This is a genomic window from Streptomyces sp. HUAS 15-9 (genome assembly GCF_025642155.1).
Taxonomy (GTDB): domain Bacteria; phylum Actinomycetota; class Actinomycetes; order Streptomycetales; family Streptomycetaceae; genus Streptomyces.
In genome coordinates this window covers 8,888,785-8,903,535 of record NZ_CP106798.1, presented here as the reverse complement: position 1 = coordinate 8,903,535, position 14,751 = coordinate 8,888,785, and the positions used below count along the sequence as shown (strand labels likewise).

Genomic DNA, 14,751 nt, shown 5'->3' with positions numbered 1-14,751 from the left:
GCCCTGCGACAGGGGGTGGCGGTTGTGTCGATGGGATCGGCTTCTGGCGGTGTTCCGGATGGGACGAGTGCGGTCGCACATGCCGGGTTCCCAAAGGGGTGTCTTGCGATGCGGATCCGTGACCAACTCGGGTCAGTGTTCTCGAACGAGGAGTTCCGCGAGGCGTTCGGGGACCGCGGCCGTCCTGGCATCTCGCCCGGGCAGCTCGCCCTGGTAAGCGTGCTGCAATTTGTTGAGAACCTGACGGACCGGCAGGCAGCGCACGCGGTGCGGGCCAGGATCGACGTGAAGTACCTGCTGGGACTGGAGCTCACCGATCCCGGTTTCGACTTCACGGTGCTCACCGGGTTCCGGCAACGACTGCTGGACCACGGCCTGGAGGAGCGGGTGCTGGACCTGCTGCTGGAGCGCCTGGCCGGCCAGGGCCTGGTCAGTGCCGGAGGGCGGCAGCGCACCGACTCCACTCACGTCTTGGCGGCCGTCCGGCGCCTGAACCGATTGGAGTTCATCGGCGAGACGCTCCGGGCCTGCCTGGAAGCACTGTCCGCAGCCAGCGCCCAGTGGCTCGTGAGCTGGATGGACCCGGCATGGCAGGAGCGCTACGGCGCCAGGACCGATGCCTACCGGCTGCCCTCCGAACGGTCCGAACGCGACCGGCTGGCCCAGCAGATTGCTGCCGACGGCTACCGTTTACTCGAAGCCGTACACACTTCCACGGCACCGACATGGCTGCGCGAGATCCCCGCGGTGACCGTGCTACGGATGGTCTGGATCCAGCAGTTCACACGCACCGTCACCGACGGAGTGCAGGAGGTGGGCTGGCGCGGCAAGGATGATCTCCCGCCGGGCAGAGCGCTGATCGCCTCGCCGTACGATCCCGAGGCCCGGTATTCACACAAGCGCGGCTCGGCCTGGACCGGCTACAAGGTCCACTTGAGCGAGAACTGCACCGGCTCCGGGCAGCCGCATCTGATCACCCACGTGGTGACCACCGATGCCACCGCGAACGACGCGACCGTCGTCGACGCGGTGCACGACGCGCTCACTACCAAGAGCCTCAAGCCTGCCGAACACCTCCTGGACTCGGGATACTCCTCCGCCGAACTCCTGCTGACCGCCCCTGTCGAACGCGAGATCTGTGTGGTCGCACCGGTCCGGCCGAACAGCACCCCGCAACAGGTCAAGTCCGACGGGTTCGGAAAGTCCGCCTTTACCATCAACTGGCAGGAAAGGACCGCCACTTGTCCATCTGGCCGGACGAGCCGCTACTGGACAGTCGGCCTCGACAACAACGGTCGCGACGTGATCAGAATCCGCTTCGCGACCACGACCTGCTCTCCCTGCCCCGTTCGTGACCAGTGCACCCGCTCCACCCAGTACGGCCGACAGCTCACCGTCCGGCCTCAAGGACAAGACGCCCTGCTCGAACGCGTCCGCGCCGAGCAGACCACCAAGGCGTGGAAGGAACGCTACGCCGCCAGGGCCGGTATCGAGGGCACCATCCACCAAGCCGTCGCCGTCGGCGGCATGCGCCGCACCCGCTATCGCGGCCTAGCCAAGACACACCTCGGTCATGTCCTGACAGCCGCTGCAGTCAACTTGATCCGGCTCGACGCCTGGTGGACCGGCATCCCGCTCGCCCAGACCAGAACTTCCCGGCTCGCGGCCCTCGAACTCGCTGCATGAACCAATTGGACAACAGGGTCATCGAGACCTTCTACAACCGTCGCCGCCTGCGCAAGCACAAGACCTTCGGCTACCTCACCCCGGCCGAGACCAGGCAGCGGCATCAACACGCCCTCGCAGCATAACCGACGAGTGTCCAAGATCACGGGGAAACTTCAAGGTGTCTCCACCCGTCGGATACGCCAGGAGTTCACCGGCCGGATCAACCCCGCCATCATGCACGGGCCGTGTCTGCGGCGGCAGCGGCGCCGGGCGCAGGAGTTCGGCGAGTCAGCCCGGGAGCGGCGCCACGGGGGCGTTGCGATGGGCTGGAGAAGTTGTGTTGACCGCGGGGTTGCGGGTTGCCTTCTTACCTTCCTCTAGGAATTCCTGGGGCGTTGGTCTTACCTCGTGTCGGCCAGTCTCCGGGTAGCCCCAAATGCACAGGGGTGAAAGTGGATGAACAGCCCTCAACACTCAAGGAATACACATGCGCAAGACGATGATTGCAGCCGTGGCGGGCGCGGCGGTTCTGACCGGCGGGTTCGCGGCCGCCGCCAACGCCAGCAACCCTCCGGCGCCCAAGGCGCCGGTCCAGCAGGCTGTCAACGACGAGTGCGGGAGGGTCGGCGAGACCGGCGTCCAAGGCTCGAGCGGCACCGCTGCGGGTGGTCACGGCAAGGCAGTTGACAAACTGAAGCGCACGGATGGGAAGAAGAGCGACACCTGCATCGGCGACGGTGGGGCCGGCGGATCCGGCAAGGCCACTGGTGGGGCCGGCGGATCCGGCAAGGCCACTGGTGGGGCCGGCGGATCCGGCAAGGCCACTGGTGGGGCCGGCGGATCCGGCAAGGCCACTGGTGGGGCTACGGATCCGGCAAGGCCACTGGTGGGGCCGGCGGATCCGGCAAGGCCACTGGTGGGGCCGGCGGATCCGGCAAGGCCACTGGTGGGGCCGGCGGATCCGGCAAGGCCACTGGTGGGGCCGGCGGATCCGGCAAGGCCACTGGTGGGGCCGGCGGATCCGGCAAGGCCACTGGTGGGGCCGGCGGTTCCGGCCACTGACTCAGTCGGCAGACCGGGAAGGGCGACATGACTGTGAGACCCTGCGTGCGGCTAGGTCGCACGCAGGTCGTGATCGTCACTGGTGTTGCGGCGCTGTCCGGGGCGGCCGTGCGGGTCGCCCCGGGAGCGTCAGCGCAGTCCCCCGGTGCCCTGCCCCGACCGCTTGACCGTTGGCGAAACCAGAAGCGGACCGGGGCCGGGTGTCAGGGTCCGGTCGGCGCCCGTAACTTCCTCCGCGGAAGAGTCACGGTGCCGCGCGGCCCGCACCGTTCGGGGCTCCGCGTATGCTGCAACTCCCTGTAGAGCGAGAGGTATCACCTGAACGGTATGTCGCAACGGATTCTGTATGCCGAGGACGACCGCGCTACGCGTGAGTCGGTCACGCGTGTCCTCGAACTGGAGGGCTACGAGGTCACGGCGGTCGCAGACGGCGAGACGGCGTTCGAGGCCATCGAAGCTCAGGCACCCGACGTAGTCGTGCTCGACGTCATGATGCCGCGTGTCGGCGGGCTCACCGTCTGTCGGCGGATGCGGGCGCGTGACGACCGGACACCTATCTTGATCCTGACCGCCCGTACGGATGTGCCGGATCGTGTCTCCGGTCTGGACGCCGGTGCGGACGACTACCTGCCCAAGCCGTTCGACCTGGAAGAACTGCTGGCGCGGGTCCGTGCGCTGCTGCGCCGAGCCCGCTACGACGAGCCGGAGCGCGAGTTGCGCGTGGCGGACCTGCGCGTGGATGAGGCGGCGAGGCGGGCCTGGCGGGGGGAGCGCGAACTGGAGCTGAGCAAGACCGAGTTCGACCTGCTTCAGTTGCTGGTCCACAAAGCCGGTGTGGTGCTCAGCCGTTCGACCATCTACAGCCGGATATGGGACTACGACTTCGGCCCCAATTCGAAGGCTCTCGCCGTCTACGTCGGGTACCTGCGGCGCAAGCTCGAAGCCGACGGCATGCCCCGCCTCATCCACACCGTTCGCGGCGTCGGCTACACCTTGCGGGAACCGTGAACCTGCGCGCGCGCCTCGCTCTCGCCCTCGCCGCGCTCACCGCACTGTCCGTTGTGGCGGCCGGCTGGGTCAACTACGAGGTCACCGAGCGGCGCCTCTACGAGGCGGTCGACACCGGCCTGAAGGGCTTCGCGGCAGCGGTCACGTCCGGCGCGACCGACAGCGCGATCTGCCCCGGCGGCCGGTCCGAGGATGCCGGCGGGGTCGGCATCGCCAGCCTGCCACCCGTCGTCGGTGTGCCCGACATTGTGGAGTGCGTCCATCCGGACGGACAGGTCACCTCGTTGTTCGGCAGCGAGGGCGTCCGGCTGAGGCAGCCTGCCGCGGGTGTGGACGCGAGCGGCGGATTGCGGGGTCCCTGGACCGAGACCGCGGGCGGGCATGACTACCGTGTCATGGTCATCGAACTCGCCGGGTCGGAACTGCGGATCGCCCGGAGCCTGGCCGAGACGCACAGTGTTCTCGCCTCGGTGCGGGCTCGCTCGGCGACGGCCGGTCTTGCGATCATCGTGCTGGCGGCCGGGGCGGGCGTGCTCATCGCCCGTTGGACCAGTAGACCGGTGACACGGCTCACCTCCACGGCCGAGGCGATCGCGACAACGGGTGACCTGGGCATCGACGTGCCGACCGGTCGGCGCGATGAGGTCGGCCGACTGGCGCGCGCCTTCGCGGAGATGCTCGGTGCCCTCACCCGCTCCCGTGAACAGCAGCAAGAACTCGTCCAGAATGCCGGCCATGAGCTGCGGACACCGCTGACCAGCGTTCGCTCCAACGTGGACACGCTGCGACACTACCCCGAGCTCAACGAAGGTCTGCGTGATCGCGTCCTGAGCGACCTCGACAGCGAACTGAGGGAGTTGTCCGCCCTCGTGGACGAGCTCGTCGCCCTCGCTGTCGACCAGTACGAGGATGAGGACGAGCAGCACGTCGACCTGGCTGACCTCGTCGAACGCGCGGCCGAGCGGGCCCGGCGTCGCAGCGACCGGCGCATCGTCGTCGATGCCACCCCAGCCAGGGTCGTGGCCAAGCCGGGGCAACTGCTGCGCGCCGTCGGCAACCTCCTTGACAACGCCGTCAAGTTCACCCCCCGCGGCACCCCGATCGAGGTCACCGTCCGTCCTGGCCGGATCGACGTACGCGATCACGGGCCGGGCATCGACCCGGCCGATCTTCCGCATGTCTTCGACCGCTTCTACCGCGCCGTCGACGCCCGGGCGGTGACCGGCTCCGGGCTCGGCCTCGCCATCGCGCAGCAGATCGTCCACCAGTGCGGCGGTACCATCCGGGCCGCGAACCACCCTGACGGCGGCGCGCTCTTCACCCTCCAATTGGCGGCTGCACCTCGCACCGCACCACCGGACTGACTACACCTCGCTGAGATCGGACATGGGCCGGCCCTCATCCGTTACCGGCGGTGCTACCAGGTCATACTGGCCCTTGCCTCGTAGCGTGGAGTCCGTGATTGCACGGGAAGTTGGAATTCATGGGATCCAAACAGCGAACGTACGACTCGGAGTTCCGTGAGGGTGCCGTACACATCGTGATCGGGACGGAGAAGCCGATTCCGGAGGTCGCCGAGGAACTCGGTGTCCATCCCGGCACGCTGCACAGCTGGGTCTCGCGGTGGCGCCGCAACGGCTCGGCCTCCTCCGACCGTCCCGCGACCCCGGCCGTCTCGGGTGGCTGGCTGCGGGATACCGGACTCGCTGAACTGGAGCGGCTGCGGCGGGAGATGGGGTCCGGGAGCTGGAGATGGAGCGCGATGTCTTCAAACGCTGCATGGGTGCGCCACGAAGTTCTGTGTGACCGAGTGGTGGTGCCAGACCGCCACCGCCCGGCCGTCGCAGCGGTTCGGTAGAAGCTGGGGGCAGCCTGATCCGGGGGGTGCCTCTATGTCCTTCGTCAAGGCTGAGTGGTCATGTGGTGGCTGCTTCGGAGCTGCGTGGTTCGTAGAAGGTGCCGTCGCGGAGCATCGCGAAGAGCACGCTGATGCGGTGGCGGGCGAGGCGGAGGAGGGCCTGGGTGTGGGTCTTGCCCCGATCACGGCATTTGTCGTAGTAGGTGCGGGAGGCGGGATCATGCAGGGCGGCGAACGCCGAGAGGAACATGGCCCGTTTGAGCTGCCGGTTTCCGCTTCTGGGTGCGTGTTCGCCGTGGATCGAGGTTCCCGACGATTTGGTGGCGGGGGCGAGTCCGGCGTAGGAGGCGAGGTGGGCGGCGCTGGGGAAGCTGGTGCCGTCGCCGACGGTGACCAGCAGGACTGCGGCGGTCCTGACCGCGACCCCCGGCATCGAGACATCCGATGCGGAAGAACTGTCAAGCGGCATCCGCTAGTTGAGTGTCTGATGGGGCGGCGAAGGCCACCGTTTCGCTGTAGTGGACGCGGTGGGTGAGGCAGTGGTGGAGGCAGCCGAGCATGCGGTTGAAAAGGTTGCGCTGAGCGGCGGTGTGGCGGTCTCCGGCCTTGCGGCGGCGGTCGTAGTGGGCTCTGGCGCCGTCTGAGTGGGCCATGGCGGCGAAGGCCCACACGTAGCCGACACCGGCCAGTTGTCCCCGTACTCGCCTGAGTGCACCACCAAGTACAGAGATCTGTGCACCACTGCTCAGGCCACGTCGGTGTCGCGCTCGATAGCTTGAAGACGGTTCTTCAGCCGGTAGCTGTTGCCGTTGATGGAGACGACCTCGCAGTGGTGCAGGAGACGGTCGAGGATCGCGGTGGCGAGAACCTCATCTCCGAACACCTGTCCCCATTCTCCGAAGGTCTTGTTCGAGGTCAGGATGATGGAACCCCTCTCGTAACGCTTGGAGATCACCTGGAAGACCAGGTTCGCCTCGGCGCGTTCGAGGGGCTGGTAGCCGACCTCATCAACCACGAGGACGCTGGGCCGCAGGTAGGTGCCCAGCTTGTTGACCAGCCGTCCGGCGGCCTCGGCGGTCTTGAGGTTGCGGACCATGTCGTCGAGGGTCGTGAAGTAGATCGAGTAACCGGCCCGGCAGGCCGCGACGGCGAGGGCGACGGCGATATGCGTCTTGCCGACCCCCGGCGGACCCAGCAGAGCGGCGTTGGCCTTGGCCTCGACGAACGAGAGGGTGGCGAGGTCTTTGACCTTGCGAGGGTCGAGGTCGGGCTGGAAGGAGAAATCGTACTCGTCGAGCGTCTTGTGGTGCGGCAGCTTCGACGTCCGCAGTCCGCTGCGAAAGCGGCGGTCCTCACGGACCGCGAGTTCCTCGGACAGGACCAGGTCGAGGAAGTCGAGGTAGCCCATTTTCGCCTCGTCGGCCCGGCGGGTGAACTCATTGATGGTTTCCGCGAGATGGGGCAGGCCGAGCTTGCCGTAGCCGTGGTGCGGATGCGGTTGCCGGTCAGCTGGCTCAAGAGGGTTCCTTTGTCGCTCGGTTGGTGGTGAACGGGCGGGTGCCGGTGAGTTCGTCGTAGACGGACAGCGGGCGACGGCCGACCTCGACGCTTGCGGCGGCGGCCCGGTTCAGCAGGGCTTGCAGCGGCCCGGCCTCGGGTCCCAGAGGCTGGTTACGGCGGGGCGGGGGCACGACATCGCCGGTGGTGACACGACGCCCGGCGCCGGTGGGCAGGCCGTCCCAGTGCCTCTCATCCACGATCCGGGCGCCGCGGCCGACTGCCCTTGGATGGGCGGCCAGCAGAGTTTCCCCGTCGGCGCCGGGGACGGTGGAGTGCAGGGTGACCTGCGACTTGGTCGCCCGGATCTCGATCAGCTGGCGTGGGCGGACCTTGCGGGCGGGGACCGAGTAGAGGTTCGCGTCGAAGGCGACCAGGCAGTCCTTCCCGACGTGCCGCAGATGCCGCTGGGCCCCACATAGGGAGTCGGCGGCAGCGGCCGCAGGGCCACGTGATCCCGCACTGCCCGGTGTCCGATGATCTCGCCGTGGGTGCCGTGCACCTTCGCCCTCCGCAGCGGCACCCAGGCCGAGAACGCGGCGTTCATTTCCTCGATCGAGGAGAAAGCCCGTCCGGCCAGCACATGGTCGCGGACGATCAAGACTTGCCGCTCGACCCGGCCCTTGCCTTGGGGTCGGTAGGCGGCCAGGACGTCGATGTCGAAGTCGTAGTGCCCGGCGAACGCGACGGCTTCCGGGTGCAGCGGGACCGCCTCGCCCGGCGCGACGTGCCGGCGCACGACGGTCTTGGTGCGGTCGTAGACGATCGTCATCGGCACCCCGCCGAAGTGCGCGAACGCCTGGCGGTGGCAGTCGAAGAAGCTCGCCAGGTCCTGGCTGGTGGTGAAGCAGCAGAACGGATCACGCGAGTACGACAGCGTCATGTGGAACGAGTAGACCTTCGGGATCCCGACATGGGCGAGGACCTGGCCCTCATCCCCCCAGTCCACTTGGGCCTGGGCGCCCGGGATCACCTCGAAACGCCGGTGCAGGCCGGCCAGTTCGCCCGGGCTGATACCGAGCTCCTCGGCGATCCGGGGCCGGGCCTCCTGAAGGTAGATCTTGACCCGCTGGTAGTTGATGGTGACCCCGTACTCCGACGCCAGGCGCTCGTGGATCACCGATGCCTTCAGCAGGACCTCCGACCTGAGCATCGCGTCGATGAGCGGGGCCACCTCGTCGACCGCCCGTCGCTGCTGCCGGCCATCGGCCGTCCGTGTCGGTGGCGCGACGGGAGCCTCGCCCGACAAGTACTTCGTGACCGTGCGGCGGTTCAGCCCGGTCTCCTTCGCGATCTCCCGCAGGCTCATCGCACCGGACTCGTACAGACCGCGGAACCGCCTCAACTCCAGCCAGCGATGCGGGTCCAAGACCACCTCAGCCGCCCCTCTGCCGCCCCGAAACCGACGACAGAAGACTCCCGGCACCCATCCGTCACCGCATCAGCTTTGGTGCACTCTCATCCGTACGAGGTGGTGCACGATCGCTTGTACGCGGACACCAGTCGCTGGTTCTTGACCCGGCGGGCAAGGACGGCCACGCTCTTGCCGGAGGCCCTGGTGATCGGGGCCGAACCGGCGTAAGCCTTGAGGCTTTTCGCGTCGGCGAAGCGGGATCGGTCGTCGCCGATCTCGGCGAACACCCGGGCGCCGCTGAGCGCGCTGAGCCCTGGGAAGCCGGTGATGATCTCGGCGTCCGGGTGCTGCTTAAAAGACTCCATCGCGGCCTCGGCGAGGTCGTCGGCGCTGGCGCAGGCGGCATCCAGCTGCCGCAGCAGGGCGAGGGTCTGGCGGCCCATGGCCTCTTCGACCAGCGGGAGCTGGCGCATCTGCGGGGCGCGCAGCGCGGTCTGGAGACGCTCTGCCTCTGCATCGATGGTGTTCTTGCGACCGGCCTTCTTCAGCAACGACCGCAACTGGGCGCGGGTCAGCTGGGCGGCCTGGCCGGGGGTGGGGGCGGCCGCAAGCAGGACGCGGGCGATGGGGTGGCAGACGCCCTCGCGGCGCACGCCGACGGAGGCGAGGAAGCCGGGGAAGTACGCGCGGAGGTGCGAGGTGAGCTTGTTGGCGGCCTGGGTGCGGTCCCACACGGCGTCCTGCTGAGCGCGGGCGAGGACCGCGATTGCCTGGGCGAGCTCGGAGTCGGTAGCAGCTGGCGGTGGGCGGCGGCGTCGGTGCGCAGGATGTTCGCGAGTACCACGGCGTCGAGGTGGTCGGACTTCTTGCGGGAGACCGCATGCCGGTCGCGGTAGCGTGCTGCGGCCAGCGGGTTGATCGCGTAGATGGGGCGGCCGGTCGCGCGCAGGCAGGCGACCAGCAGCCCGCGGGAGGTCTCGATGGCCACCGGAATGGGAGCTTCGGCGCTGTCGCCGTGCTCGGTAAGCATCTGCAGGAGGTGGGCCAGGCCGTCGGCGTTGTCGTCGATACGGGCCTTGTCCAGTAAGGATCCGGCGTTGTCGACCAGGACGACGTCGTGGTGGTCGCTGGCCCAGTCGATGCCGCAGAACACGCTCAATACGGTTCACGTCCTCTCGGGTGAGTCGCGTATTTTGGCTGGTCACAGCCGTGCGGGGCACGCGTCTCCCTAATGGCAGGGCTCGATGGCCCGTCATCCGATTAGCCGTTCGTGACCCCAGCGACCTGCAGGGTCCTCAGTCTTGAGAAGAGCTCGATGGCTCCTGAACAGGTCAGAGGTGATCCCTGCGAGCGGCTCGGACCATGAACGTCAACGGTCTGATCATGTGATCGGTCACGTTGCCGACCACGAGCGCCAGCACCCGCCGGTCTTTTTCAGGGGCTCAAGCCCGGATCAACGGAGGGCATCGTGCTGACGCCGGTGTCCGGCAACGTGACCGGGACGGCGGGAGAAGCGGCGGCTCGACTCTGCATTCAAGGGGTCCTGGCCCCGGGAACCCACGACGAGTACAACCCGTCCCTCCCGCCATCGATCGGAGTCAGAACCATCGAGCCACTCTCGATTTCAGGGTTCATCCACCTGGGTCAGGACGAGGCTTCTCCGGCTCCAACTGCTGCCCATTAGGTCAGGACCTGGGAAAGAGGGTGGTCCTCCAGCAGGGCTTTGATCTGGGCTTCCAGAGCCCGACGTTGTTCGTGGACGGCGGCCAGGGACCGGGCCAGGGAGGGGATGACGACGTCGAGGGTGCCGGTCCCCGGAACGACGACGGTCTGTTCGTCGAGCGCGTCGAAGATGTCGTCGATCAGGCGAGCGGCCATGCGAGGGGCCTTGGGCCGGATCACTTCGATGAGCCTGCGGCGGCCGGCTTTCCGCAGGGCAGCCGGGGATCCGTAGCGTTCCAGCAGCCAGGTGGCGGCGGGGTGGTCCAGCCGGGGGCCGAGGACGCGTTCCAGCGAGGGGTGGAACTGGGTGAGCAGGCCGCGTATCCGGTTACTGGTGCGGGTGGCCTCAGCCGCGAGGTCCTGGTCGAAGCCGACCAGCACGGTCAGTTCGGCGGTGATCTCGTCGGTGAGCTCGAGCGAGCGCAGGGTGTGTGGCATGGTGCGGGCGGCGTCCGCGATGACCGCGGCGTCCTTCGCGTCGGTCTTCGCTTCGCCCGGGTAGAGATCGGCGATCCGCCGCATCGCGAGTCCGGGCAGGTAGGCGACCTTGCAGCCGGCGTCGCGGGCGACGGTGAGCGGGAGGGCGCCGATGGAGGCGGGCTGGTCGACGATGACGAGCACGGTGCCGAACTTGGCGGCCAGTTTGTCGAAGACGGCCCGCAGCTTCGGCTCGCTGTTGGGCAGCTGCTTGTCGAAGACCTTCTTGTCGGCCGGGGTGAGCCCGTGGCCGTGGTGAGCGGTCTTGCCGACGTCCAGGCCGAGGAAGACGCCCACATCGCCGATGTCGAACATCGTGCTCCCAACTGCTTCGGTGCGGTGCTGGCCGGGGAGTCGGCGCCGTACGCGCGCATCCACGTTATGCAGACCTGCCGCCTGCAAGCGGCCGGGCATTGCGCCAGGCCAGGCGGTAGTCGGACCTCTCATCAGCGTCTCCAACGGCACCCCTCGGGCCCGGTGACACCACCCCCCAGGTCATCCGTTCGACAGGGGGGAACAGTCATGCCGGGCCCGGAGGCCAGCGGCCCTCTTGCAGGACCGCGAAGAACATAACGGGGGACGCGGGGGAGGGCGGAAGGCCGAAGCGCAGGCGTGGGACCGGGTCCACCCGAGGATGACCCCCCGCAAGCCTGGCTGGAGCACGACGGTATGAACTCCTCATCGTCGAGGGCACGGGCGCCGAACTCGAACCGGCGCGGGATCAGGTCTGGTTCGCGGCCCTCGGTGTCCTGCCAGATCAGGTGCTGGTCGTTGATGGTGCGGATCCCCGCGCCGAGGAACACCCGGTCTTCGGCGATGACGCACGAGGTGATGTGGGACAGGGGCGAGCACCGGACCCAGTTCCCGAAGGTGCAGGCGCGCTCGATGACCAGTCCGTGTCCGAGGTTGCAGTGCGCGCCATGGTGGTGTGGCTGCGGATGAGGGTCCGGTGGCCGATGGTGGTCTCGGCGCCGATGGAGACACCGGCGTAGAGGATGGCGCCGGAGCGCAGCGCGGTGCCTTCGGCGAGGGTGGTGGCGCCGGTGCCGGTGTAGGTGCGGCCGACGGCGTAGCCCTCTTCCGGCTGGCCGATGGTGACATTGTCCTCCACGCGGACGCCGGTGGCGATGCGGGTGCCGCCGTGGATGACGGCCCCGGCGCCGATGCGGACGTTGTCGGCGATGGTGATCGGGCGGATCTGGTCTGTCTCGTCCTGGGGCTCGAACCGGGCGAGCGGGCTGATCCGGCAGCCGGTGCCGATCTGGATGAGTCCGGCGGCTTCGAGCCGGGTCCAGTCGCTGGTGTCGAGGCGGGCGTTGGGGTTGTTCACTTGGGTCCCCTTCTGTGCTTCGTTTCGGGCCTTCGAATCGCTGGCCGACTGCCACCGCCGAACAACAAGACAACTAACTATCCCTATCTACCGTGAACAGTGGTTTCAGGACAGGGAATTGACGAGTCTCCCCAGCTCAGAGCGGGTTTTTCCCGTCGGGGACGGGGCATGGCGCCGTCCGTGCCGCCACACCTCTGGCGCAACGCGTCAGAGGCAAGGGATGCGGCAGCGCGAAGCAAGGGGCCCCCAAGCGCAGCGGAGCGGCCCCGGCTGCCGCATCCCGCAGCGCGCAAGAGCGCAAAGCGCTCGCCCCGGAAACGGCCGCGAAGCGGACGGGTCCGGGTGCGCGTGCGTGGCCCGAGGGGAGCGCAGCGGACCCGGGCCCTGTGGCGGGCACGGACGGCGCCACGCCCCGACCCCGACGGGAAAAATTGGGGTTGCTGCGCCCCCACTCGGGCGCGCCCTGGCCTGCGGCCTTTTGTGCCTTGCTGCGCCCGGCTCGGGCCCTTGAGGCGATGCACGAGCGGGACAGGTAGCGTGGCCCGAGGTGGGGGCGGCAAGGCACAAAAGGCCGCAGGCTGCGCTCCGGGGCAGGGAGCGGGTTCAGCCGCGCAGTGCGGCCAGGACTGCGGACGGGGCGGGGCGCGCCTGGTCGATGAGGTAGCGGATGCCGTGGCCCTGCGGGCGCGCCCCGGTGTCCTTGTCGAAGGGGTGGCGTCGGCTGCCGGACGTACGCCAGCCGAAGCGTTCGTCCCACACTGCTGCCGGCGCTTCCTGGCCCGGCGTCAGTCGGATCGCGGCCGCGAGGGCACCGGTGGGCAGTTCCACCACTTCCGGTTCGTCCGGCTCCGCCAGCCCGGCATGGGCCAAGGCCTGCGCCACGCTGCGGACGTAGGGGTGCGCCTCGCGGATCCGCTGCTCGGAGCGGGCCGCGGCCAGCGCGCGGCGGTGGGTGATGGGCGGGTAACCAAGGCGTTGGGCCGCCTGCACGGGGGACAGCTGGGGCTCTTCCTCGATCAGGTCGGCGATCCGCCGGCCCCGCACAGCCGCGAGGGCGGCCATCGCCGTCGTCATGGCGACGCCGGACTCCTCGACCACGGCGGCCGCGGTGACGGCCGGCTCCGCATCCAGCAGCTCGGCAACGTAACGCTGCAGCTGCTCCCTGGGCACGCGGTCCCCGCTGCCCCTGGGCCGGCCTCCCGCCCGCGCCGAGCCCCGCCCCGGACGCCCGTCCCGGTACGCGCACACGGCACTGCAGGGCCAGTGCTCCACTCCCCCCACCATCACGAGGTGCCCGGCCACCGCGGGATCGTTCTTGTAGGAGTTCACGTGCCCACCCCCACCCCGCACTCGGCCGCAGCCTCATGACGGTCCAGGAGATCGTCACCCGACTCGCCCCCGGACAGCGCCGGCACCGAGCGGCCCGCGAAATAGGCAGCCGTCTGCTCCCCGTCCCACAACAGCTTCTGCGCCCCGGAAGAACTCACCGGCGGGGGGAAACCGGGCACGGCGTACGGCTTCGTGTTCCGCAGCGTCTGGACCGACACCCCAAGCGCCACCGCCAGGTCAGCCACCGTCTGCACCAACCCCACACGCCCGGCCCGGATCATCCCCGCCCCCTTTTCCCACCTGCTTGGAGAAAACTCTAACCATGTCTCTATCGGTTCGGGGAGGCCGCGGGCTACCCTGGCCTCGTCCGGCCAAGCAGTCCCCGCCGGCCCGGGCCTTCGAAGGCCGGCGCCCATGCCACCCGCATCGCAGACCGGGCGCCGGCCCACAACCCCAACAGCCCCCACCAGGCCGAACCGGTTGCTAGCCTCCCCCCGTGGCCAGCCCGAACAGCAACTACGACCGGACCCTGCCCCGCAAACGCGTCGCCGCCGGCGTCCTCTTCTTCGACAACCAGGACCACGTCATGCTCGTCGACCCCATCTACAAAACCCCTGGGACATCCCCGGAGGAGCCGTCGAGACCGACGAATCCCCCCGCGCCGGCGCCCACCGCGAAATCAAAGAGGAACTCGGCCTCGACCTGCCGCCCGGCCGGTTCCTCGCCATCGACTGGACCCCGCCCCGGCCCGACCGCAGCGAAGGCATCGTCCTCATCTACGACGGCGGACACCTCACCGACGAGCAACTCGCCACCATCCAACTGCAGCCCGACGAACTCCGCGCCTACGCACTCGTACCCCCGCACGACATCGGCGACCGGGTCATCCCACTCCTCGCCCGCCGGATCCACCACAGCGTCCACGCCCGCACCCAACACACCACCCTCTACCTCGAAGACGGCACACCCAGCGCGTAACCACAGACAGTCGGGGCCCCTGGCCAACGAACCCGCGCCCACGTGCGACAGCGACCGCTGTGGGCCGAACGGGGGAGGACGGCCACCAGCGCCACAGCGTAGCGCTCAGTGCTCCCACACCTCCGGGCCGCCGCCGTGCCACTCGATCAGCGGCGAGCTCGCCGCGTCCACCTCGACCAACCCCTCCAGGCCGGCACACTCCAGGAACACCGCCAGATCGTGCAGCCTGTACGCGGTGCCGAGCGTCTCGCTGTCGACCTGGACACGCCGGCCACCACCCTCGCCGGGCGGGAGCACGATCACGCGACGCTCAGCCATAGCCTAAGTCTCACTCAGCGGCAGGTGAGGCGCATTCGGGAGACGGCTGTCAGTGGCGGCAGGTCGCCCCCCGAGCCGCGTCGCCTTCGC

12 protein-coding genes and 6 pseudogenes are annotated in these 14,751 nt (G+C 68.8%); 7 read left to right on the top strand and 11 right to left on the bottom strand.

The genetic code is table 11. The features are described from left to right. Positions 1 to 30 precede the first annotated feature (30 nt). The 6 genes and pseudogenes from N8I87_RS40495 to N8I87_RS40475 all read left to right on the top strand — a co-directional run bounded on the left by N8I87_RS40495 (position 31) and on the right by N8I87_RS40475 (position 5,596). Positions 31 to 1,686: an IS1182 family transposase gene (locus tag N8I87_RS40495; protein WP_263215931.1), complete on the top strand. Its 1,656-nt coding sequence runs from the start codon at positions 31 to 33 to the stop codon at positions 1,684 to 1,686. After that, positions 1,683 to 1,811, top strand: a complete 129-nt coding sequence (locus N8I87_RS40490) for a hypothetical protein (RefSeq protein WP_263215930.1) — start codon at positions 1,683 to 1,685, stop codon at positions 1,809 to 1,811. Before N8I87_RS40495 ends, N8I87_RS40490 begins: the two co-directional genes overlap by 4 nt. Positions 1,812 to 1,839: 28 nt before the next feature. After that, positions 1,840 to 1,911: pseudogene (locus tag N8I87_RS44805) on the top strand (IS200/IS605 family transposase); the annotation flags it as partial. Between the two features lie 1,146 nt (positions 1,912 to 3,057). After that, the gene (locus tag N8I87_RS40485; RefSeq protein WP_263215929.1) at positions 3,058 to 3,738 is read left to right on the top strand and encodes a response regulator transcription factor; all 681 of its coding nucleotides are present in this window, start codon (positions 3,058 to 3,060) and stop codon (positions 3,736 to 3,738) included. Then, complete coding sequence (locus tag N8I87_RS40480) at positions 3,735 to 5,102, top strand: HAMP domain-containing sensor histidine kinase (RefSeq protein ID WP_263215928.1); 1,368 nt, start codon at positions 3,735 to 3,737, stop codon at positions 5,100 to 5,102. The genes N8I87_RS40485 and N8I87_RS40480 overlap by 4 nt, the downstream gene beginning before the upstream one ends. A gap of 119 nt (positions 5,103 to 5,221) precedes the next feature. Next, a complete protein-coding gene (locus N8I87_RS40475; protein WP_263215927.1) occupies positions 5,222 to 5,596 on the top strand; it encodes a transposase in 375 nt (124 codons plus the stop codon). Positions 5,597 to 5,654: 58 nt separating this feature from the next. Here N8I87_RS40475 and N8I87_RS40470 read toward each other — a convergent pair. The 10 genes and pseudogenes from N8I87_RS40470 to N8I87_RS40430 form a co-directional block, all read right to left on the bottom strand. Next, positions 5,655 to 6,032, bottom strand: a pseudogene (locus N8I87_RS40470) (transposase); the annotation flags it as partial. Positions 6,033 to 6,054: 22 nt separating this feature from the next. Continuing rightward, positions 6,055 to 6,342, bottom strand: a pseudogene (locus tag N8I87_RS40465) (IS110 family transposase); the annotation flags it as partial. Continuing rightward, positions 6,342 to 7,114, bottom strand: a pseudogene (gene istB / locus N8I87_RS40460) (IS21-like element helper ATPase IstB). The pseudogenes istB and N8I87_RS40465, both read right to left, overlap by 1 nt. Next, positions 7,111 to 7,530 (bottom strand): Mu transposase domain-containing protein, encoded by a 420-nt coding sequence (locus N8I87_RS44800; protein WP_438829323.1) that lies wholly within the window; start codon positions 7,528 to 7,530, stop codon positions 7,111 to 7,113. The pseudogene istB and the gene N8I87_RS44800 overlap by 4 nt, the downstream one beginning before the upstream one ends. Beyond that, positions 7,467 to 8,522: an IS21 family transposase gene (gene istA / locus N8I87_RS40455; RefSeq protein ID WP_438829318.1), complete on the bottom strand. Its 1,056-nt coding sequence runs from the start codon at positions 8,520 to 8,522 to the stop codon at positions 7,467 to 7,469. Before istA ends, N8I87_RS44800 begins: the two co-directional genes overlap by 64 nt. Positions 8,523 to 8,644: 122 nt before the next feature. Next, positions 8,645 to 9,666: pseudogene (locus N8I87_RS40450) on the bottom strand (IS110 family RNA-guided transposase); the annotation flags it as partial. A 524-nt stretch (positions 9,667 to 10,190) separates the two neighbouring features. Continuing rightward, a pseudogene (locus tag N8I87_RS40445) lies at positions 10,191 to 11,021 on the bottom strand (IS110 family transposase); the annotation flags it as partial. A 442-nt stretch (positions 11,022 to 11,463) separates the two neighbouring features. Further along, on the bottom strand, positions 11,464 to 12,036 hold the full coding sequence (locus tag N8I87_RS40440; protein ID WP_263215926.1) for an LbetaH domain-containing protein: 573 nt from the start codon (positions 12,034 to 12,036) through the stop codon (positions 11,464 to 11,466). Between the two features lie 603 nt (positions 12,037 to 12,639). Continuing rightward, on the bottom strand, positions 12,640 to 13,365 hold the full coding sequence (locus tag N8I87_RS40435) for a DUF6292 family protein (RefSeq protein ID WP_263215925.1): 726 nt from the start codon (positions 13,363 to 13,365) through the stop codon (positions 12,640 to 12,642). Next, positions 13,362 to 13,610 (bottom strand): hypothetical protein, encoded by a 249-nt coding sequence (locus N8I87_RS40430; RefSeq protein ID WP_263215924.1) that lies wholly within the window; start codon positions 13,608 to 13,610, stop codon positions 13,362 to 13,364. Before N8I87_RS40430 ends, N8I87_RS40435 begins: the two co-directional genes overlap by 4 nt. A gap of 235 nt (positions 13,611 to 13,845) precedes the next feature. On the opposite strand from N8I87_RS40430, the gene N8I87_RS40425 reads away from it, so the two are divergent. After that, positions 13,846 to 14,343 (top strand): NUDIX domain-containing protein, encoded by a 498-nt coding sequence (locus tag N8I87_RS40425; RefSeq protein ID WP_263215923.1) that lies wholly within the window; start codon positions 13,846 to 13,848, stop codon positions 14,341 to 14,343. Between the two features lie 105 nt (positions 14,344 to 14,448). Here N8I87_RS40425 and N8I87_RS40420 read toward each other — a convergent pair whose 3' ends face one another. Further along, positions 14,449 to 14,661, bottom strand: coding sequence for a hypothetical protein (locus N8I87_RS40420; RefSeq protein WP_263215922.1), 213 nt, complete (start codon positions 14,659 to 14,661; stop codon positions 14,449 to 14,451). Positions 14,662 to 14,751 lie beyond the last annotated feature (90 nt).

Bases quoted from the DNA above. Each gene is read 5' to 3' on its own strand.
- N8I87_RS40495 (WP_263215931.1), top strand. From the start codon at position 31: ATGGGATCGGCTTCTGGCGGTGTTCCGGATGGGACGAGTGCGGTCGCA.
- N8I87_RS40490 (WP_263215930.1), top strand. From the start codon at position 1,683: ATGAACCAATTGGACAACAGGGTCATCGAGACCTTCTACAACCGTCGC.
- N8I87_RS40485 (WP_263215929.1), top strand. From the start codon at position 3,058: ATGTCGCAACGGATTCTGTATGCCGAGGACGACCGCGCTACGCGTGAG.
- N8I87_RS40475 (WP_263215927.1), top strand. From the start codon at position 5,222: ATGGGATCCAAACAGCGAACGTACGACTCGGAGTTCCGTGAGGGTGCC.
- N8I87_RS40420 (WP_263215922.1), bottom strand. From the start codon at position 14,661: ATGGCTGAGCGTCGCGTGATCGTGCTCCCGCCCGGCGAGGGTGGTGGC.